Genomic DNA, 18494 nt, shown 5'->3' on the forward strand with positions numbered 1-18494 from the left:
TACACTGCCCCAACTGATGTAGATAACGCAGATCAAGGATTCCTCATGACAGCCCTGTCGGACGTCCCCTTTTCCGTCCTCGACCTGGCCCCCATTGCGCAGAACCACACCGCGGCAGATGCATTCCGCAACACGGTGGCCCTGGCGCAGCACGTGGAGCGCCTGGGATATAACCGCTTCTGGCTGGCCGAGCACCACAATATCAACGGCATCGCCAGCAGCGCTACCGCCGTCCTGATCGGCCACGTGGCCGGACATACGAAGACGCTGCGCGTGGGTTCGGGCGGCGTGATGCTGCCCAACCATGCGCCGCTGATCATCGCGGAACAATTCGGCACCTTGGAAACGCTCTATCCCGGCCGTATCGACCTGGGTCTGGGCCGCGCGCCCGGCAGCGACGGCCTGACGCAGCGCGCCTTGCGCCGCGATCCCCGCAGCGGCCTGGAATTCCCTCAACTGCTGGATGAGTTGCGCGGCTTCTTCCGTGCCACGCATCCGACCCAGGCCGTACGCGCCATTCCGGGTGAAGGCCTGAATGTGCCGATCTGGCTGCTGGGATCGAGCGACTTCAGCGCGCGCCTGGCCGCCCACCTTGGGCTGCCCTTCTCTTTCGCCGGCCACTTTTCGCCTGAAGGCATGGCCGCGATGCGCCTGTATCGCCAGATGTTCCAGCCCTCCGACATCCTGAAGCGGCCGTATTCGATGATAGGCGTGCCCGTCATCGCCGCCGACACCGACGAACAGGCGCGCTTCCAGTCGACCACGCAACAGCAGAAATTCCTGTCCCTGATACGCGGCAATCGCTTGCAGCTGCAACCGCCGGTCGAGGACATGGACCAGCGCTGGAATGAGTGGGAACGCGTCGCCGTTGAACAGAAACTGGGCGCGTCCATCGTCGGCGGCCCGGAAAAGGTCAAGCGCGAACTGGAAGCCCTGATCGAACGCACGGAAGCCGACGAGGTCATGATCGTGTCGGATTTCTACGATCTGAAAGACCGTCTGCGATCCTACGAGATCCTGGCCTCGCTGAAGCAGGCGGCCCCGACCGGGCAGGACGCCCTGGCGGGCGCGACGGTTGCTGACGGCGCCTGAACTGACGGCGCTTGGATATCGGCGGCGCTTGAGATTTCGGCGCCCGCCCTTACCTTATCCCTATAAGCAGGCATCGCGCGCTATACGCGGCGACATCATCCGCTAGATGAGCCCGGACACCAACCCCGTCCGGGTCGCCATTTTTTACCCAGGCCGGCCGCTAGCACTGGTCTCGGCTACAAGCCGCCGCTGACGCGGCAAGGATGTGTCAAATGAGCGTAGTTGAAATGAACAAGGACTCGTTCCAGGAAGCCGTCGCGGGCGACGGCACCGTTATCGTCGACTTCTGGGCCCCCTGGTGTGGCCCGTGCCGTGGCTTCGCACCCGTGTTCGAAAAAGCCGCGGAAACCCACACTGACGTCACCTTCGCCAAGGTCAATACCGACGTGGAGCAGGAACTGGCCGGCGCTTTGAACATCCGCTCCATTCCCACCTTGATGGTGTTCCGCGAACAGGTCCTGCTGTTCTCGCAGCCGGGCGCCTTGTCGCCGGGCCAGCTTGAAGAGCTGCTGACTCAGGTCAAGTCGCTGGACATGGCCAAGGTGCATCAGGAAATCGCGTCCGCGCAGGCGGGCGAAGCTCAGCCTTGATGCGGTTCGCTTTTTTGCAGCAGTAGCGTGCTGCGCCCCCGCGTCCCGTCAGTGATGGTCTGCGCCAGCTCCGTCACCGCGGCGCGGGGAATGTCCAGGGTTAGCGTCGCGCCTTCCCCGTCGAAGTCTTCCGCAACGATCGCTGCACCCGCTGTCGCCACGCGCGCGTGCAGCCATTGCAATTCGCTGTAGGCGCAGTGGCAGGTGGCGCGCGCCATTTCGATGATTTCCACGCGCGGCGCCAGCCGCAGGCAGTTGGCCGCGCAGCCGCCATAAGCCCTCACCAATCCCCCGGTACCCAGCTTGATGCCGCCATACCAGCGGATCACCAGCACGGCGACGCGGTCGCACTGCTGGCCGTCGATCGCCTGCAGGATGGGCCGGCCGGCGCTACCGCCCGGCTCACCGTCGTCACTGAAGCGGTATTGATCGCCTACACGGTAGGCCCAGCAGTTGTGCGTGGCGTCGGCGTCGCTGTTCGCGGCGATGAAGACCATGGCCGCCTGCGCGTCGCTGACGGGCGCTGCCAGCGCCAGGAACACACTCTTCTTGATCGTTTCCCGGTATTCGCCGGGCTGCGCCAGCGTGGTGGTCATCTGGGTTCAATCCGTTTGGTGCCGCGTTTGGTGCCGCCTATGGGGCCGCCTTTGGTGCCGCGATCAGGCACTATCCGCGCCCGGCTTGCCCGCGCCCAGCGCGCGCTGGGCCGCCTTCAGCAGCAGAACGATGATGCCAATGGACAGCACTGACGCGAACGCCGCCAGCAGGAAGATGGACGGGTAACCGTAGGCCGACACCGCCAGCCCCACGACCGGGCCGGTAATGCCCAGGGACAAATCCAGGAACACGGAATACGCGCCGAGTGCCGCGCCCCGATTCCCCGCCGGCACGCGCGTCACCGCTTCAACGCCCAAGGCCGGAAAAACCAGCGAAAAACCGAAGCCCGTCAGCGCCGCGCCCGCCAGTGCGAAACCCGGTGACGGCGCCAGCCACAGGCACAGCAGCCCCAGCACTTCCACCGAGATCGAGCAGATGGCGACACGGAAGCCGCCGAAGCGGGGGATCATATTGGCCAGCAGCAGGCGCGCGCCGATGAAGGCGCACCCGAACACGCTGAGCGCCAAGGCAGCGCCTTCCCACTGGAAGGAGCCGTAGTACAAGGTGATAAACGTGGCGATGGAACCGAAGCCCACCGACGCCAGGCCCAGCGACAAGCCATGGGGCAGCACCTGCGCCATGACGTGCTTGAATGCCATGCGCGCGCCGCCGACCACCGCCACCGGCGCCCGCGGGAACGCCAGCGCGATACCGATCAGGCCCACACCCAGCACGGCCGCGCCAACGGCGCCCATGCTCAGGTGCGATTGCAGCAGCACGCCCAGCGGCGCACCGATCGCCAGGGCGCCGTACGTGCAGATGCCGCTCCAGGAAATCACCCGGCCCGTGTGCGCGGCGCCGACCTTGCCGATGCCCCAGGTCAGCCCGCCCGTCCCTACCCAGCTTTCACCGAAGCCCAGGATCAGCCGTCCCAGCAGCAGCGCGACCAGGCTGACGGTGGGCGAACGCTCGAAGGCATAGGCCATCAACAGGAAAACCCCGCTGGCGGCACACGCCGCCAGGCCGACCAACACCGTCTTGCGGGGACCGACGCTGTCGGACATGCGGCCGGCATGCGACCGGCTCAACAGCGTCGCCAGGTACTGGATGCTGATCACCAGCCCCGCCAGCACCGAGCCGTAGCCCAACTCGTTGTGTACGTATCCCGGCAACACCGCCATGGGCAAGCCCACGGTCAGGTAGCCCAGGAAATTGAAGACGAGGATGGAGAGGATCTGCCCGGTTACCTTCAGGGAACCGGGCTCCGCCGACGATGCGCGTGACGCGCCAGAGGAGGACATGGGATGGAGACCAGGAATACGGGCCGGAAAACGGCCCAGGAACGACGGAGCTCAGCTCTCCAGGCCGCGCGAGGACAGGTAGTCCTCGTAGCCGCCGCGGTAGTCGATGATCTCGCCGGTGGGCAGGATTTCGATCACGCGGGTGGCCAGGCCGGACACGAATTCACGGTCGTGCGAAACGAAGAACAGCGTGCCGGCGTACTTCTCCAGCGCGAACTGCAGCGATTCGATCGATTCCATGTCCAAGTGGTTGGTCGGCTCGTCCATCAGCAGAACGTTGTGGCGGCCCAGCATCAGGCGGCCGAACGTCATGCGGTTCTTCTCGCCGCCCGACAGCACCTTGGGCGCCTTCGGCAGGTCATCCGACGAGAACAGCAGACGGCCCAGCACCGAACGGATGGACTGGTCGTCGTCGCCGGTCTGGCGCTGATCGGTCATCCAGTCGAACAAATTGATGTCGGTCTGCTGGAAGTCGTCCGACACGTCCTGAGGCATATAGCCCTTATCCGCGTTGTCCGACCATTTCACGCTGCCCTTGTCCGGCGCCAGATTGCCTTCCAGCATGCGCAGCAAGGTGGTCTTGCCCACGCCGTTGGCGCCGACGATGGCGATTTTTTCGCCCGCATCGACCATAGCCGAAAAGTCGCGGATGACCGGTGCGTCGTAGGATTTGGAAAGATGCTCCACCGTCACCGCCAGACGATGCAGGACCTTGGTCTGCTCGAAGCGGATATACGGGTTCTGGCGCGACGACGGCTTGACCTCGACCTGTTCGGACTTGATGCGGTCGATCTGCTTCAAGCGGGACGTGGCCTGACGTGCCTTGGACTTGTTGGCCGAGAAGCGGCGCACGAAGTCCTGCAGTTCGACGATACGTTCCTTGGCCTTGGCATTGTCGGACGACAGGCGCTCGCGCGCCTGCGTGGACGCCAGCATGTAGTCGTCGTAGTTGCCAGGGTAGATGCGGATTTCGCGGTAATCCAGGTCGGCCATGTGCGTGCAGACCTGGTTCAGGAAGTGACGATCATGGCTGATGATGATCATCGTGCTCTGGTAGCCATTGAGCACGTTTTCCAGCCAGCGGATGGTGTTGATGTCCAGGTTGTTGGTCGGTTCGTCCAGCAACAGCACATCGGGATTGGAGAACAGCGCCTGCGCCAGCAGCACGCGCAGCTTCCAGCCGGGGGCCACTTCACGCATCGGCAGGTTGTGCTGCTCGACCGGCAGCTCCAGGCCCAGCAGCAGTTCACCGGCGCGCGCTTCGGCCGTGTAGCCGTCGTACTCGGCGAACTTGGCTTCCAGGTCGGCGGCGCGCATGTAGTCGTCGTCGGTGGCTTCCGGATTCGCGTAGATGGCGTCGCGCTCGGACATCGCGTCCCACATCTCGGTGTGGCCCATCATGACCACATCCAGCACCCGCAAGTCCTCATAGGCGAACTGGTCCTGACGCAGCTTGCCCAGGCGCACGCCGGGTTCCAGCGCTACGTTGCCGGACGTCGCTTCCAGGTCGCCGCCGATGATTTTCATGAACGTCGACTTGCCGGAGCCGTTGGCGCCGATGAGGCCGTAACGGTTGCCTCCGCCGAACTTGACGCTGACGTTCTCGAAAAGGGGTTTGGGGCCGAACTGGATGGTGAGATTGGCGGTTGAAATCACGGGTGTGTGGGGGAAATGTCTGAATGGCTAGGGAAGGAACCTGACAGTGTACCAATCCCTTATGCCGCACTGCAAAAACAGGGCTTCTGCCGCAAGCAAATGATAACCCCCGCAATCAACAGCGCGGATTGCTACCTAAGCGTTAATCCAGTGTTTCGGCTAATTGTCAACGCCTAACAATGTGGCTGTAATAAGTGACTGCCACAGCGCGGGTCGCCGAAGGAAGGACGCCATCATGCCGCAAACACTAGAAATCGAATACAAGCCCCAAGCAGCCGTGGTGTGGCTTTCACGGCCAGATGTACGCAACGCCATCGACCCCTTGATGGTCCAGGAACTGGCTGAAACCTTCGAAACGCTGGGCAAGGATCCGCAGGTGCGCGCCATCGTGCTGGCCGGCCGCGGCATCGGTTTCTGCGCCGGCGCCGACATCGGCCAGGCCCGCTACGGCACCCAGCCCGGTGAGCAGGACGAACGCGCGGACGCCCTTGCCTGCGCGGCCATGCTACACACGATTTATTCCTGCCCTAAGGCCACCATAGCCCGTGTCCATGGCATTTGTATGTCGGTGGGCATGGGGCTGGTGGCGGCGTGCGACATCACCATCGCCTCGGCCCAGGCCACGTTCGCCCTGCCGGAAACCCGGCTGGGCCTGGTGCCCGCGGTGATCGCGCCCTATGTATTAAGGGCCATCGGGCCGCGCCAGGCGACCCGCTGGTTCCTTACCGGCGAAACTTTCAGCGCGGCGGAAGCCTGGCGGATAGGCTTCGTCCACGACCTGTGCGAGGCGGATTCGCTGGATTTGCGTATCTCCGCGCTGGTGGACACCTTCATGCTGACGGCGCCGGACGCGGTGATGGCGACCAAGCGCCTGGTGCACGAAGTACAGCTGCGCGCCCTGGATGAGGAGATGTCGCCGCCATCCAGGACGGGGGGCGCTGATGGCGTCGATGAGATCGACGCCGGGGGAACCGCCCGCGACGCCCGGGAAAAAGCGCCCGGGGGCCAGGCGGACACCAATGATGGGGAAGGACTGGCGGCCAATCTGGCGGCGCCGGCCGCCCCGCCGGCCAAGCTGGCCGCGGTAGCCGCTACCGCCAGCCTGCCGGCTGAATGGACGGCGGCCGGCAACCAGCCTTCAGGGTTGGCGCCGGTGTGACTCAGACGCCAGGATCAGGCTGTTCCGGGCGCAGTTCCGCGCGTTCGGTACGGTTGCGATAGCGATCCAGCCAGTTGAACAGCAAGGGATTGATGATGATGGACAGGATCGCGCCCCCCAGCACCAAGTCCTGAGCGTCCTTGGGCATGATCTGCTGCGCCACACCCAGACCGGCCAGAATGAAGGAAAACTCGCCGATTTGCGCCAGGCTGGCCGAAATGGTCAGCGCCGTCATCTTGGAGTGGCGGAAAGCCCGCACGATCAGATAAGCGGCGATCGACTTGCCGACCGTGATGATCAGCGTCGTGGCCAGCACGCCCCAGGGATCCCGCAAGAAGGACATGGGATCGAACAGCATGCCCACGGAAACGAAGAACAATACCGAGAACGCGTCCCGTAGCGGCAGCGACTCGTCGGCGGCGCGCTGGCTGAACTCCGACTCCGCCATCACCATGCCGGCGAAGAAAGCGCCCAGCGCGAAGGACACGCCGAACAGGGCGGTGGCGCCGTAGGCCACGCCCAGGGCGCAGGCCAGCACGCCCAGGCGGAACAGTTCACGGTTGCCCGTGTAGACGATGCGTTCGAGTATCCAGGGGATCACCCGGCGGCCGAAGATCAGCATGATGGCCACGAAGGCCACGACCTTGACCACCGTCCAGCCCAGCACCGACCACAAGGACGGGCCGCCTTCCGCGCCACGGCCACCCAGCACGCCCGACAAGGCGGGGATCAGGACCAACGCGGCAACCATGACCAGGTCTTCGACGATCAGCCAGCCGACCGCGATGCGCCCTATCCCGGTTTCGATCATCTGCCTGTCGTCCAGCGCCTTGATCAGCACCACGGTACTGGCCACTGACAAGGCCAGCCCGAACAGCAAACCGCCGCCCAGCGGCCAGCCCATCAGCTGCGACATGCCCAGGCCCATCAATGTCGCCACGGATATCTGCACGATGGCCCCGGGCACCGCGATGCCTTTGACCGAGAGCAGGTCCTTGAGCGAGAAATGCAGGCCGACGCCGAACATCAGCAGGATCACGCCCAGTTCGGCCAACTCGGTGGCCAGGTGGCCGTCAGCGGTGAAACCAGGCGTATGCGGACCCGCCAGGATGCCAGCGAACAAATAGCCGACCAAGGGCGGCAGCTTAAGGCGCACGGCGATAGCGCCGAGGACAAACGCCAGTACCAGGCCGCCCACGATAGTCGTGATGAGCGGAGTCGAATGGGGCATCGGCTCTCCAAAAAAAGGGATGAACGACGACGCCGCGCGTCGTACGCCGCTTCGGCGAAACGCGCCGTTCAATTAATTGTCAGGTAGAAAGAATATCACGCAGTGTTTACCCGTTCGGTACAGCGTGACGAGTTTGCGCCATATACCCGCTGATGTTGCAGGGATTATGGGACGGGCGGGCAAAACGAGCCAATCAAACAGAGTTTGCCCGCTTATGTTGAAAGCAAAACGAAAGATAAAAGCCCCTTTTATGGCTCAGAATTCGCATCGACGCGTTCAAGCAAACGGAGCGGAACGAGATGACGATGCAATTGTCCTGGGACAGCATTTATGCCGGCGCGCCGGACATCGTGCCGGGCGCCCCCGTGCGGCTGGACGGCTGGCCCATCTTCGCCGATGCGGACGTGGCCTCGGACACGCTGCTGCTCGTTCAGCAAGCGCCCTGTTGCGGGGCACATGGGGGCTGGCACGCGGACATGGTGGTCGAAGTCCATGCCCTTGACCCGGTCGATTGGCGTAGCGGACCGGTCAGCGTGCAGGGACAGTGGGAGCTGCTGGACGATGACCTGGCCGGCTGGCGCTACCGGATCCGCGCCGCGCGGGTCCAACCCCTGCTCGAACCGCGCGCCGCCTGGGCCATCGGCCGGCGCAACGTCCTTGGCCTGGCGGCATTCGCCGGCTTGAGCGCGATGGCGGGCCTGGCAGGCTGCGCCAGCGGCCAGACCACGGACAGCACGCAGAGCCAATCGATGCAAGGCGGGGCGACTGGTGCAACTGGCGCTGGCTCGGGACGCCCAGCACGGCAGGCCGGAGAAGGCGCCACGGCCGACGCCGCCCAGCCCGTCCCGGCCTGGTTGACCGCCCAAAGCACGGTGGACATCCATAGCCACGCAGGCCGCGTCAGCCTTGGACGGCGCGCGGTCCCCCTGCCCTTCACGGCACTGGCCGCGCCCATGCGGGCCGGCGCCATGCACGTGGTCTGCCTGGCCATCGTCACGGATTCCAGCGCCGACCACGTCGTGACCAGCCCTTCCGGCCACCGCCGCATCGTCGCCTACCGCGAACCCGATCCCGGTGAAATGTCGTCACGGGGCGAAGCCAGCTTCAAGCGTTTGGCGGACCTGGTCGCGCAACAGGGCCTGCACGTGGTCACCACGGCGGCGCAACTGGGCGCGGCCTGCCGCAACGGCCCGGCGGTCGTCGTTGCCGCGGAAGGGGCGGACTTTCTTGAAGGAGACCTGGCGCGCCTGGATGACGCCTACCACCGCCATAACTTGCGCCATCTGCAGCTGACCCATTACCGGGTCAACGAGTTGGGCGATATTCAGACCGCGCCGCCCGTCCACCAGGGCCTGACCGATTTCGGGGCGGCCGTCATCCAGCGCTGCAATGAACTGGGGATCGTGGTCGACGTGGCGCATGGCACCTACCCGCTGGTGCAGCGCGCGGCCAAGGTCACGCGCCGGCCACTGGTGCTGTCGCACACGTCGCTCAGCCAGCACCCGGGCCGCTATGCGCGCACCATCTCGCCGGACCATGCGCGGCTGGTGGCCGATACCGGGGGCGTGATTGGCGTGTGGCCGGTGGCGTCCACGTATCCCACCCTGGCCGCCATGGCCCAAGGCATGCGGGCCCTGGCCGGCGTGGTGGGCGTGGAGCACGTGGGATTGGGTTCCGACATGCTGGGCCTGCTGTCGCCGTCAGTCCTCGACAACTACAGCAAGCTGCCCTTGCTGGCGCAGGCCTTGCTCGACGCCGGCTTCAGCGAACAGGACGCCGCGGCCATCCTGGGCGGCAACTATGCCCGCGTCTTTGCCGCGAGCATGGCTCGGTAACCTTACGCGGCAGGGCTGGGCTGCTTGTGATCATGCGCATGGTCATGACCGGCATCGTGATCATGATCATGGCCGTTGGCAGCCCCGCCGGCAGCACCGTTGCCAGCAGCATGATCATGATCGTGGTCGTGATCGTGGTCGTGGCCGTGCCCATGATCGCCACCCTCTTCATGGTCGTGATCGTGCTCATCGAGCACCAGATGCACCAGGCCCGCTTCGGTCGCCACGCCAACCTTCTTGCCGATCGGCAAGGTCGCCTTGCTCGTGATGTGCCCATAAGGCAGGCGCGTAAGCACCGGCACCTTGACGGTCTGGCGCAACCACTTCACGACTTCCGGATAATCGAAGCCGTTGTCATTCGGCGCCAGGCGGTAGTTGGAAAAATGCCCCAGCAGGATGGCTTTCTGCTTCTGCAGGATGCCCGCCTGCCATAGCTGGGTCAGCATGCGCTCGGCACGATAAGGATGTTCGGCCACATCCTCCAGGAACAGGATGCCGCCGCGGATGCGGGGCATATAGGGCGTGCCGACCAGCGAGGCCACCATGGCCAGGGTACCGCCCCACAGAATGCCGCGGCAATCCACGGGATCGGCATCTTCGGTCTCGAAGCTGAGGATTTCCAGTTCGCCGCGCATAAGTTCGCCGAACAGCGCGCCGGTCAGCTCGTCGACCTTCTTGCCGCCAAAGTCGGCGATGGCGGTGGCGCCGGTGTAGCTGATGGCCCCCGTCTGCGCCAGCAGAGCCAGATTGAAGACCGTGAAATCACTCATGCCGACGAAGCGCTTGCCGCTGTCGGCCACCGCTTTCCAGTCGATCATGGGCAGCAGGCGGCCCAGGCCATAGCCGCCGCGCGTGGCCATCACGATGGAATGTTCCTGCTTGAGCGCGCGGTCCAGCGCGGCCAGACGCTGCTCGTCGGTGCCGGCAAAGCGCTGGTGCACCGCCAGCGCGTCGCGGTCGACCACCGTGGGGAAGCCTTGGGCCGTGAGATTCTTCCTGGCGCGCTCGACCGCTTTCGGATCGGCCACGGCCGACGAGGGGGAGAAAAGATAGATGCCTTGCTTGTTGCTCATGTCTGGATTTCCTTGCGACGGCGTGCCCGGAAAAAACTCCGCAGCAAGTCGCCGCAGGGTTCCGCCAGGATGCCGCCATGGAAGAGGGTTTGATGATTCAGTTGCGGGACCGCGCCGACGTCCAGCACGCTGCCACAGGCGCCGGTTTTGGGATCGGTAGCGCCGAAGCAGACGCGCGCCAGCCGCGCATGCAGCATGGCGCCCATGCACATGACGCAGGGCTCCAGCGTGACATACAGGCTGAGCCCCGGCAGGCGGTAATTGTTCAGATGCCGTGCCGCGGCGCGCAAGGCGACGACCTCGGCATGGGCGGTGGGATCGTGGTCGATGATGGTGCGGTTGTAGCCGGTACCCAGCACGCGGCCTTCCGCGTCGACCAGCACGGCGCCGACGGGCACTTCGCCCACGGGGATCGCGGCGTGGGCCTGCTCCAGCGCCAGCTGCATCATGACGATATCGAATTCCGTCTGCGCCGGGGTTTGCACCGGTGCTTCGGCGTCCTGCCAGTCCGACTCAGCCACGGTACACCCGTGCCTTCAGCGCGACGCCGGCGGCCAGGCTGGTCACGCCCTCTTCCAGCCATTGATAAAGCTCGGCTTCGTCGTCGTAGCGCGCCTGGTTCAGGTTCGACACGCGGCCGTCCTCGATAAACCCCCAGGCACGGCTGCGCTTGTCGCGATGGCGCGGATCCCAGACGCCAAAGGCGTAGCCGCCGGCACGGCGGATCAGCGAGAAGCAGGGAATATCGGTGTAGCCATCGCCGACGAAGATCATCTGGTCGAAGGGGATGCGCAAGCGGTCTTCCGGCACCTTGCGGTTGACCTCGAAAGGCTTGCTGCGGTAATTGGGCCCGACGATGCCCTTCTGGATGTGGAAAAGATACCGCGTCTTGTCGGTGAAACTGACCACCCTGCGCGGAAAGCGGATGCCGCCGTCTTCGCCGTAGACGAACTCGGACGCCCAGATATCGGTGAATTCATGGGCGATGGGCGTGGCTCGCACCACGTCGCCGATGCCGCTGGAAATCAGATAGAACTCCAGCTGCACTTGCGGATGGGCCGCGCGCACCGCGTCGCGCAGTCTTTGGAACAACGTCTGGACGCCGGTGTGCAAAGGCAGACGAGCGCCCCACTCGGCCAGGCGCTCGCGCGTGAACACGCCGTGCTGGCCGCTTTGCGACAGCTCGATCATGCGATACAGATAGGCGGGGACGGGATCCCAATCTTCCTTGAACAGCAGCGGGTCGACCTGTTCTTTCCAGAAAGCGGCCGTGTCCACGCCCACGCTTTCAAGGAAACCCGATGTACTGTCGGGCGCCAGCGTGTCGTCGAAATCGAAGATCAGGGCAATGACGTCGGACATGAACCAGGGGGCGGAAATGAAACATCCGCCATTTTGCCTGAAACACGCCCGCTGCATGGCGGTGGCCGCGCGCCGGCGACCGCCACAAAATACAAAACCCGGCGGGCTGGAAGCACCGCCGGGTTGACGCTAGACCGCGGAAGCGATCAATAGCGCGGCGACGAGCCGTAAGGCGTCACGCTGGGGGGCGCGGTCTGCGACGACGGCGGCACGGCCGGGGGCGGAGCCAGGGGCGCCGAGCTACCCGACGAATAGCCCGAGGCCGGGGCGCCGGTACCCGGGGTACCCGCCGGCACCTGGATCACCGTTTCACGCAGCACGCCGCCGCCAGCCACGCTGCCCTGGACCTGGGTCTGGCCCTGGCCGGACATCAGGTACATGCAGCTTTGACGTTGATCGGCCGGCAAGGCGTTGCAGCGCTGCATGGCGTTTTCAGCCTGGGCCGACGAACCCGGGTCCGACAGGCCATTGCGGCGACGCTCGACCTGGGCGGCGCCGGCTTCACGCAGGCAGACCGACTTGGCCTGGTTGGTCTGGCCGCTGTTGCAACGCGCGACATCCTTTTTGTATTGATCATCGGCATGGGCGCCGGTGCTGACAGCCAGCAGGCCCAGCGCGCTCAGCGCCAGCCCGGCAGCGGACAGACGCAGACCACGGCGGCCCTTATTTTGTTCGAGGGCAGATTGGTTAGCCGTTCCCAGATTCATATGATTACCTCCCACATATTCACATTGGCGCCACGGCAGTGGCGGCGAGCACAACTCCGATGCCGTTCGCGGGCCTGGAGTCAACAAGAATGGTGCTCAGCAATTGGTGTGCCTGCACCTGATTAACCCACTGCGCTGAAACTGATCGCAAGTCATGCAGCATGCCCTATCATCACGAATCCGGTATGCGATGGGTCAAGACCCAGACGGTTCGCTTAGATAAAACTTTAAGCAGAGCGTCAGTCCGCATGCCAGGTCCCCCCCGCCCGCATTTCCGATGCCGATTTTCTGGAGTCCCCGGTGTCCAGCTCCCTCTCCCTCCCGCAAGCCGCGGGCATCGAACTTTTCGGCAATACTGCCGCCGCCGAGCGTGCCCGCGCCCTCGACTATCTGCAAACCTTGGGCCTGGATGACGTGATCGAGCCGCAGGACGAGCAGATAGACGGTGTTGCCGTGGCCCGTCTGCGTCTGCAACCCGCAATCGCCGGCGAGTGGACTCCCGGATTCGATACGACGGGCCTGCGCCCGCTGCTGGATCAGCGCCATGGCGACGATCCGGACCACAACCTGGAACGCGAAATCGTGGTGGCGATGCTGGTGGCGCCGGTCGCCTTCCGCTATCCCAGCCACGATGAATTTCTTGCCGCCGTGCGCATCAAGCGCGACATCGTGCAGGCGGCTTACAAGACGGAGCTGGCCTTCGATACCGAAGAGGCGGAACGGCCGGAGGATTACTGGACTTACTCGGAGGAAACGGGGTTCACCGTGCTGCCGGGCAAGTCGCTGATCGAGGCGCTGCGCAAGGCGTCGCAGCCGGAAGATTCCGGCAAGCTGTATTCCTTCTCCTGCTACCGCGCGACCGAGTATGTCACCCTGCTGGGCATCGCTCAGGAACTGGCGCGCAGCAACCCGGCGCTATTGGCTGAGTTGCAGCAGCGTTGGGAAACGCGGGCCATCATGTCGGGTTTGTTTCATGACGTATTCCTGCGGGAATACGGCTCGATGGAGGCGCCGCTGCCGACCAGGTATTACGTGCCGGGGGACCGTCTGTGGTTTCGGAATCCGGACGAGCGTTCGGCCGACGCCGAAGGCTTCGAAGGGTCGTGGGTGTTCTATCTGGGCAGCGGCCTGTTCAACAATTTCTGGAAGCACGAACAGCCCTTCACCTTGACCGCGAAATGCGTGGAAATCTACCACTGGCGGGATGGCGTTTACGTGGACGCGGCGGGCAAGACGCGGCTGGACGAGAGCATCGTGGAAGCCAAGGTGCGCGTGTCGCTGGCCGATCCGGCCGAGGTCGAGCGCATCATGAAGCTGATGGTGCGCCTGCGCGAGCCGCGCGGCGTGTATGTCGATGGCGGCTGCATCGACACCACGCGCGAGTGCGTGCGCTGGGTGTGCCCGGGGACGGCGGATCTGGTCATCCCCGCGGCTTGACCGAGTTGCCGTGACGGCAGCGGCCGGGGCGGGCTGTGACCGCGCGCCTGGCCGGCCGGGGCGCGGCCCGGCTTTATTGCTGCTGCAAGGCCTTGAAGATGCGTCCGCCGGGGCGGCCGTCTTGCGGCAGGCCAAGGCGGCCCTGCTCCGTCGTCACTGCCTCGCGAGTCTTGGCGCCCGGGATACCGTCGGGCGTGCCGACGTCATAGCCCCGCGTCGCCAGCAACTGCTGCAATTGCTTGATCTGCGCCCGCGACAGGCCCGGATCGTCGGTAGGCCACGGCGTCACCAGCGGACCATCGCCCTTCAGACGATTCGTCAACAAGCTCACCGCCAGCGCGTATTTGCGAGCCTGGTTGTAGTGCAGGATGGCGTCGAAGTTATTGGTCGCCAGGAACACCGGCCCGCGCGCGCCGGTCGGCGCGAACAGATACGCCGGCACACCCGACCAGGGCTGGCCACTGCGCACGTTGCTCAGGGCCTTGCCGTCGGCGAGCGTGACCCCCGCGGTGGACCATTGCGCCAGGCTGCGGCGGTCTTGCGAATTGAGGATTTCGGCATCCGGGCTCTGCGGCAGCGTGGCGGCGATGGCGCCCGGCAATTTCACTTCGATCACCGCCGGCAGGCCACGGGTCCATTTGGCCTTGCGCTTGAGCAGATGGTTGGCCGTGGACGCCAGCGCGTCAGGCAGGGAGTGATAGAGATCGATGCGGCCATCGCCGTCGCCATCGGCGGCCAGTTCGTAGAAGGACGTCGGAATGAACTGCGTCATGCCGAAAGCGCCGCTCCAGGATCCGATGAAGTCATTGCGCTGGACGACCCCGTCGCGCAGCAGGCGCGTGGACGCGTAGACGTTCTTCACCCACAGAGGCTTGAACTCGGTGCAGGCGCGCGTCAGCCAGGCATTGAGCACGTCGACCTTGCCGAACTGGGTGCCGAAGTTGGTTTCGATGCCGAAGATGGCGACCAGGGGCTCGCTGTCGATCTGGTAGTTCTGATCGATGGCGTTCAACTGCGATCCGAATTTTTGCAGCACGGCCTGGCCTTCGGCGACGCGCTGATCATCGACCGTCTTGGCGATGTAGTCCCACCAGTATTCCTTGCTCTCCGGCTGCGCCTTGGCGGCGGCCACCGTGACGGCCAGCAGTTTGGTCCCCTGGGTGTAGCGATCGAAGTCGGCCACGCTGATGCCGTTGGCCGGCGCGTCCACGCGCAGCTTCGCCAGGCAGGCCGCGGGGTCGCGGTCCTGCTCGGCCTGGGCCGGTGCCAGGGCCGGCGCGGGCTGAGCAATCGCGGGTTGAGCGGGCGCAGGCTGAGTGGTCGCGGGCCGAGCTGGGGCGACCTGGGCAGGGGCGGCCTGCGCGGGGGCGGCCTGAACGGGATCGACCTTGGCCGGCGTGGGTTGGTCGCCCCCGGGCGTCCCGGACGACCAGCCGGACTGAGCCTGCGCTGGCAACGACGACACGGCCAGCGCGGCGCTCAGGCCGGCCAGCAAAAAGCGGGAACAGTGCAGGGAAAAGGAATGACGGGTCGTGGGCTTGGCAGCGGGCATGAAGATCCAGGCGTACTCGTTGGGATGGCCTATGGTAACAAGGTGGCCGGGCCTTCGCCGGCCCTGCCCCTGCGGCCTGACGTGTCCGGGCCGCAGGGCCACGCGTGGCTCGGCCTGGGCTGACCGGGCCAGGCCGGGGTCGCGCGTGGCGTAGCCGGCTACTTCGTCAGTCGGTCCAGCAAGGCCATGGCGCCGGCGGGGGCGCGCTCCTTGGCGCCGTTGATGAAATACATGAAGACCTCCCGGCCCTTGGCAAGGCGCTTGGCCGGAGCAGACGCCGCGTCGTACGCCACGCCCGGCAGCCCTTCCGGCTGTCCGCCCCCCGCCCAGGTGCGCGCGCGCTCTGCCCAGGCGTCCAGTTCCCGCGGCGGATACCCGGCACGCAACCGCGCCTTGGCGCACATCAGCCGCGCATAGACGAAATCCGTGGAGAGGTCCGCAATCGAAGGGAATTCAGGGTTGTCGGTGTAGACGGTGGCAACCTTGTACTTGCGCGCGAGCTTCAGGTAAGCGGGATCGATGAAACTGTCATGCCGCACGTCCAGCACATGCCGCAGGCGTACGCCGTCCTGCGTGGCCGGCAGCAATTCCAGGAAACTTTGCAGATCCTCCGCATCGAAAACCTTGGTGGGCGCGAACTGCCAGAGGATGGGCCCCAGCTTGGCGCCCAGTTCCGTAATGCCGCTTTCCAGGAAGCGCTTGATCGAGTCCGCCCCATCGGCCAGCACGCGCCGGTTGGTGGCGTAGCGGGAGGCCTTCAGGCTGAAGATGAAATCATCCGGGGTGGCATCGCGCCAGCGCGCGAATGAGGTGGCTTTCTGCGTCCCGTAATAGGTGCTGTTGATTTCGATGGCCGTGACGTGCTGACTGGCGTATTCGAGCTCCCGGCTCTGCGCCAGGTCCGACGGATAAAACACACCGCGCCACGGCTCGAAGTTCCAGCCACCGATGCCGACACGAATATTGCTCGCGCCAGCGGCGGAGGCCTTGGCGGCTTTGCTGCCTTTGGCAGATACCCCCTTCTTCGCGGCGCGTTTCGTCGTCATCCGATCAAAGCTCCCAGGACCAGGACCGCCAGCACCACCCAGAAAATAAAGCCGATGAAGGACCGCCTGATCAAGGCGCTGATGGCAGCCCAGAGTAGCAGCAAACCCAGGATCAGCAAGGCGAAATTGAACAGGGTCGGGTTCATCCCCAAGGCCCGGGCCAGGCCGGCGGAGAATTCGCCTATGGCATGGCCGAAGCCCCCCAACACGTACTTCAAGGCGCTGACGATGGTCCGAATGACCTCGCCGATGGTATTACCAAGGGAATCAAAGAAGCTGTCGGATTGCATGGATGGCACGCGCGGTGATCGGAAGCGCCATGCTCAGCAGGAAGCATGCCCGCCGGCAGGGCAAGCCGCGCTAACATGCGGTCCTGTCGACGCGCCGGAATCCGCCCGCTTCCCCTCGATGAAGCGAACCGATTCCCGATGCAACCAAGGATCTACCCCGGATGGACGAAATAGAACTCAACGACGGCACCGCCGATCGCTTCCTGCTGGACGCCCCCGGGCTGTCGCTGGTCATCTTCCATAGCCGCACCTGCGCCAACTGCAAGATCGCGCGCGAGCAATTGCCGCAGATGGACCTGGCGGTCGAGCGCCTGTGCTGGATAGACGCTGGCGACAACGGCGGCCTGGTGCAGCGCTACGAAGTCTTCCATCTGCCCGCGATGTTCGTGGTCCGCGACGGCGTGTTCTACGGCGCCGTCGCGGCGTCCCTGCAAATGTGGGACATCCGCCGCCAGATCGCCCTGGCCCTGGACAGCTACCCCGCCACCCTGCCCTAACCGGTCAATTCACGGTTGCGCCTGTCTGTTTCACGACCTTGCCCCATTTAGCGGATTCGCTTTCCAGCAACTGACCGAACTGCGCCGAACTGTCCAGGCTCAGCGTCAATCCCGCCGTGGCCAGGGCCTTGCGCGCATCGTCGGTCTGCATCACCTGGGCGGCGGTGTCGTGCAAACGACGGACAACATCCGGCGGGGTGCCGGCCGGCGCCAGCAAGCCCAGCCAGATCGTCGCCTCGTAGCCCTTCACGCCGGCCTCGTCCAAAGTCGGGACGTCGGGCAGATCCGCCGAGCGCTGCGTGGTGGTGACCGCCAGCGCCCGCAGCCGCCCGGCGCGGATCTGCGGCAAGGCCGCGGTCACGCCAAGAAATCCCATCGACACCTGTCCGCCCATGATGTCCGCCAGCGCCTGGCCGCTGCCGCGATACGGCACATGCATCAACTGCACATCCGCCATGCTGGCGAACAGCGCGCCCGCCAGATGCTGGCTGCTGCCATTGCCGGAGGACGCATAGTCGATCTGCCCCGGCTTGGCCTTGGCCAGGGCGATCAATTCCGCGACGTTCTTGGCCGGTAGTTTCTGCGGGTTGGTGACCAGGACATAGGGGCTGTCCACCAGCTTGGTGATGGGCGCGAAACTCTTCATGGGGTCGTAGGGCAAGCTCTTGTACAACCACGGCGCGATGACGTGGGTGGTCGAAATCAAGGCCAGCGTGTAGCCATCGGCGGGCGACTTGGCCACGTAATCCGTGCCGATGGTCGACCCCGCGCCCACGCGGTTTTCCACCACCACGGGCTGGCCCAGTACGCCGCCCAGTTTCTCGCCCAGCAGCCGCGCCACCACGTCGGTAAAGCCCCCCGCCGCGAAAGGCACGATCAAGCGCACCGGGGCGCTGGGATAAGGCCCGCTTTGCACGGGCCCCTGCGCCAGGGCAGGGTTGACCAGCCACAGGCTGCCGGCCAGCACAGCAGAAACGGCGCTCGCAAAGCAATGTCGCATCCTCGTCTCCTCGATTTTGTCCGGACGCCGGCGTGGGCATTCGGACGCGGTCCGGTGGTCCGGACTCGC

Annotated in this window: 17 protein-coding genes and 1 pseudogene; 6 read left to right on the plus strand and 12 right to left on the minus strand. The window is 65.1% G+C overall.

The annotated features are described in order from the left end of the window. Positions 1–45: 45 nt before the first annotated feature. Both ASB57_RS10495 and trxA read left to right on the plus strand, forming a co-directional pair. Positions 46–1092: an LLM class flavin-dependent oxidoreductase gene (locus ASB57_RS10495; protein WP_057652187.1), complete on the plus strand. Its 1047-nt coding sequence runs from the start codon at positions 46–48 to the stop codon at positions 1090–1092. Between the two features lie 212 nt (positions 1093–1304). Next, complete coding sequence (trxA, locus tag ASB57_RS10500) at positions 1305–1682, plus strand: thioredoxin (RefSeq protein ID WP_057652188.1); 378 nt, start codon at positions 1305–1307, stop codon at positions 1680–1682. On the opposite strand, the gene ASB57_RS10505 is transcribed toward trxA, so the two are convergent. The 3 genes from ASB57_RS10505 to ASB57_RS10515 form a co-directional block, all read right to left on the minus strand. After that, the gene (locus tag ASB57_RS10505; protein WP_057652189.1) at positions 1673–2278 is read right to left on the minus strand and encodes a YigZ family protein; all 606 of its coding nucleotides are present in this window, start codon (positions 2276–2278) and stop codon (positions 1673–1675) included. The genes trxA and ASB57_RS10505 overlap by 10 nt on opposite strands. 63 nt (positions 2279–2341) lie before the next feature. Then, positions 2342–3580: an MFS transporter gene (locus tag ASB57_RS10510; protein WP_057652190.1), complete on the minus strand. Its 1239-nt coding sequence runs from the start codon at positions 3578–3580 to the stop codon at positions 2342–2344. A 51-nt stretch (positions 3581–3631) separates the two neighbouring features. Beyond that, on the minus strand, positions 3632–5236 hold the full coding sequence (locus ASB57_RS10515; RefSeq protein ID WP_057652191.1) for an ABC-F family ATPase: 1605 nt from the start codon (positions 5234–5236) through the stop codon (positions 3632–3634). Positions 5237–5471: 235 nt separating this feature from the next. On the opposite strand from ASB57_RS10515, the gene ASB57_RS10520 reads away from it, so the two are divergent. Then, a complete protein-coding gene (locus ASB57_RS10520; protein WP_057652192.1) occupies positions 5472–6395 on the plus strand; it encodes an enoyl-CoA hydratase-related protein in 924 nt (307 codons plus the stop codon). 1 nt (position 6396) lies between these two features. Here the strand turns inward: ASB57_RS10520 and ASB57_RS10525 are convergent, their stop codons facing one another. Beyond that, positions 6397–7626, minus strand: coding sequence for a cation:proton antiporter (locus tag ASB57_RS10525; protein WP_082621514.1), 1230 nt, complete (start codon positions 7624–7626; stop codon positions 6397–6399). A 299-nt stretch (positions 7627–7925) separates the two neighbouring features. Here ASB57_RS10525 and ASB57_RS30535 point away from each other — a divergent pair, with 299 nt between their 5' ends. Beyond that, positions 7926–9461, plus strand: a complete 1536-nt coding sequence (locus tag ASB57_RS30535) for a dipeptidase (RefSeq protein WP_231755389.1) — start codon at positions 7926–7928, stop codon at positions 9459–9461. A 176-nt stretch (positions 9462–9637) separates the two neighbouring features. On the opposite strand, the pseudogene ASB57_RS10535 reads toward ASB57_RS30535, so the two are convergent. The 4 genes and pseudogenes from ASB57_RS10535 to ASB57_RS10550 all read right to left on the minus strand — a co-directional run. Next, positions 9638–10534: pseudogene (locus tag ASB57_RS10535) on the minus strand (LD-carboxypeptidase); the annotation flags it as partial. Further along, the gene (tadA, locus tag ASB57_RS10540) at positions 10531–10980 is read right to left on the minus strand and encodes a tRNA adenosine(34) deaminase TadA (protein WP_057656062.1); all 450 of its coding nucleotides are present in this window, start codon (positions 10978–10980) and stop codon (positions 10531–10533) included. The gene tadA and the pseudogene ASB57_RS10535, both read right to left, overlap by 4 nt. Positions 10981–11047: 67 nt before the next feature. Continuing rightward, positions 11048–11896 (minus strand): HAD family hydrolase, encoded by an 849-nt coding sequence (locus tag ASB57_RS10545; RefSeq protein WP_057652193.1) that lies wholly within the window; start codon positions 11894–11896, stop codon positions 11048–11050. A gap of 146 nt (positions 11897–12042) precedes the next feature. Then, entirely contained in the window at positions 12043–12603 is a 561-nt protein-coding gene (locus ASB57_RS10550) for a hypothetical protein (protein WP_082621516.1), read from the minus strand. 300 nt (positions 12604–12903) lie between these two features. Between ASB57_RS10550 and ASB57_RS10555 the strand changes: the two genes are divergently transcribed. Next, the gene (locus ASB57_RS10555; RefSeq protein WP_057652194.1) at positions 12904–14040 is read left to right on the plus strand and encodes a hypothetical protein; all 1137 of its coding nucleotides are present in this window, start codon (positions 12904–12906) and stop codon (positions 14038–14040) included. A gap of 73 nt (positions 14041–14113) precedes the next feature. On the opposite strand, the gene ASB57_RS10560 is transcribed toward ASB57_RS10555, so the two are convergent. The 3 genes from ASB57_RS10560 to ASB57_RS10570 form a co-directional block, all read right to left on the minus strand. After that, complete coding sequence (locus ASB57_RS10560; RefSeq protein ID WP_082621517.1) at positions 14114–15592, minus strand: lytic murein transglycosylase; 1479 nt, start codon at positions 15590–15592, stop codon at positions 14114–14116. Positions 15593–15750: 158 nt separating this feature from the next. Next, positions 15751–16638, minus strand: a complete 888-nt coding sequence (locus tag ASB57_RS10565; RefSeq protein WP_057652195.1) for a DUF72 domain-containing protein — start codon at positions 16636–16638, stop codon at positions 15751–15753. Continuing rightward, a complete protein-coding gene (locus ASB57_RS10570) occupies positions 16635–16928 on the minus strand; it encodes a hypothetical protein (protein WP_057652196.1) in 294 nt (97 codons plus the stop codon). Before ASB57_RS10570 ends, ASB57_RS10565 begins: the two co-directional genes overlap by 4 nt. 161 nt (positions 16929–17089) lie before the next feature. Between ASB57_RS10570 and ASB57_RS10575 the strand changes: the two genes are divergently transcribed. Beyond that, positions 17090–17425 (plus strand): co-chaperone YbbN, encoded by a 336-nt coding sequence (locus tag ASB57_RS10575; protein WP_057652197.1) that lies wholly within the window; start codon positions 17090–17092, stop codon positions 17423–17425. Positions 17426–17429: 4 nt separating this feature from the next. On the opposite strand, the gene ASB57_RS10580 is transcribed toward ASB57_RS10575, so the two are convergent. Continuing rightward, complete coding sequence (locus tag ASB57_RS10580; protein WP_057652198.1) at positions 17430–18425, minus strand: tripartite tricarboxylate transporter substrate binding protein; 996 nt, start codon at positions 18423–18425, stop codon at positions 17430–17432. Positions 18426–18494 lie beyond the last annotated feature (69 nt).

Origin of the sequence: Bordetella sp. N (assembly GCF_001433395.1) — a bacterium.
GTDB lineage: Bacteria > Pseudomonadota > Gammaproteobacteria > Burkholderiales > Burkholderiaceae_B > Bordetella_C.

Excerpts from the sequence above, each read along its gene's own strand:
- ASB57_RS10510 (WP_057652190.1), bottom strand. The coding sequence starts at position 3,580 with ATGTCCTCCTCTGGCGCGTCACGCGCATCGTCGGCGGAGCCCGGTTCC.
- ASB57_RS10550 (WP_082621516.1), bottom strand. The coding sequence starts at position 12,603 with ATGAATCTGGGAACGGCTAACCAATCTGCCCTCGAACAAAATAAGGGC.
- ASB57_RS10570 (WP_057652196.1), bottom strand. The coding sequence starts at position 16,928 with ATGCAATCCGACAGCTTCTTTGATTCCCTTGGTAATACCATCGGCGAG.
- ASB57_RS10525 (WP_082621514.1), bottom strand. The coding sequence starts at position 7,626 with ATGCCCCATTCGACTCCGCTCATCACGACTATCGTGGGCGGCCTGGTA.
- ASB57_RS10520 (WP_057652192.1), top strand. The coding sequence starts at position 5,472 with ATGCCGCAAACACTAGAAATCGAATACAAGCCCCAAGCAGCCGTGGTG.
- ASB57_RS10495 (WP_057652187.1), top strand. The coding sequence starts at position 46 with ATGACAGCCCTGTCGGACGTCCCCTTTTCCGTCCTCGACCTGGCCCCC.
- ASB57_RS10565 (WP_057652195.1), bottom strand. The coding sequence starts at position 16,638 with ATGACGACGAAACGCGCCGCGAAGAAGGGGGTATCTGCCAAAGGCAGC.
- ASB57_RS10545 (WP_057652193.1), bottom strand. The coding sequence starts at position 11,896 with ATGTCCGACGTCATTGCCCTGATCTTCGATTTCGACGACACGCTGGCG.
- ASB57_RS10575 (WP_057652197.1), top strand. The coding sequence starts at position 17,090 with ATGGACGAAATAGAACTCAACGACGGCACCGCCGATCGCTTCCTGCTG.
- tadA (WP_057656062.1), bottom strand. The coding sequence starts at position 10,980 with ATGCAGCTGGCGCTGGAGCAGGCCCACGCCGCGATCCCCGTGGGCGAA.
- ASB57_RS10505 (WP_057652189.1), bottom strand. The coding sequence starts at position 2,278 with ATGACCACCACGCTGGCGCAGCCCGGCGAATACCGGGAAACGATCAAG.
- ASB57_RS30535 (WP_231755389.1), top strand. The coding sequence starts at position 7,926 with ATGACGATGCAATTGTCCTGGGACAGCATTTATGCCGGCGCGCCGGAC.
- ASB57_RS10580 (WP_057652198.1), bottom strand. The coding sequence starts at position 18,425 with ATGCGACATTGCTTTGCGAGCGCCGTTTCTGCTGTGCTGGCCGGCAGC.
- trxA (WP_057652188.1), top strand. The coding sequence starts at position 1,305 with ATGAGCGTAGTTGAAATGAACAAGGACTCGTTCCAGGAAGCCGTCGCG.
- ASB57_RS10560 (WP_082621517.1), bottom strand. The coding sequence starts at position 15,592 with ATGCCCGCTGCCAAGCCCACGACCCGTCATTCCTTTTCCCTGCACTGT.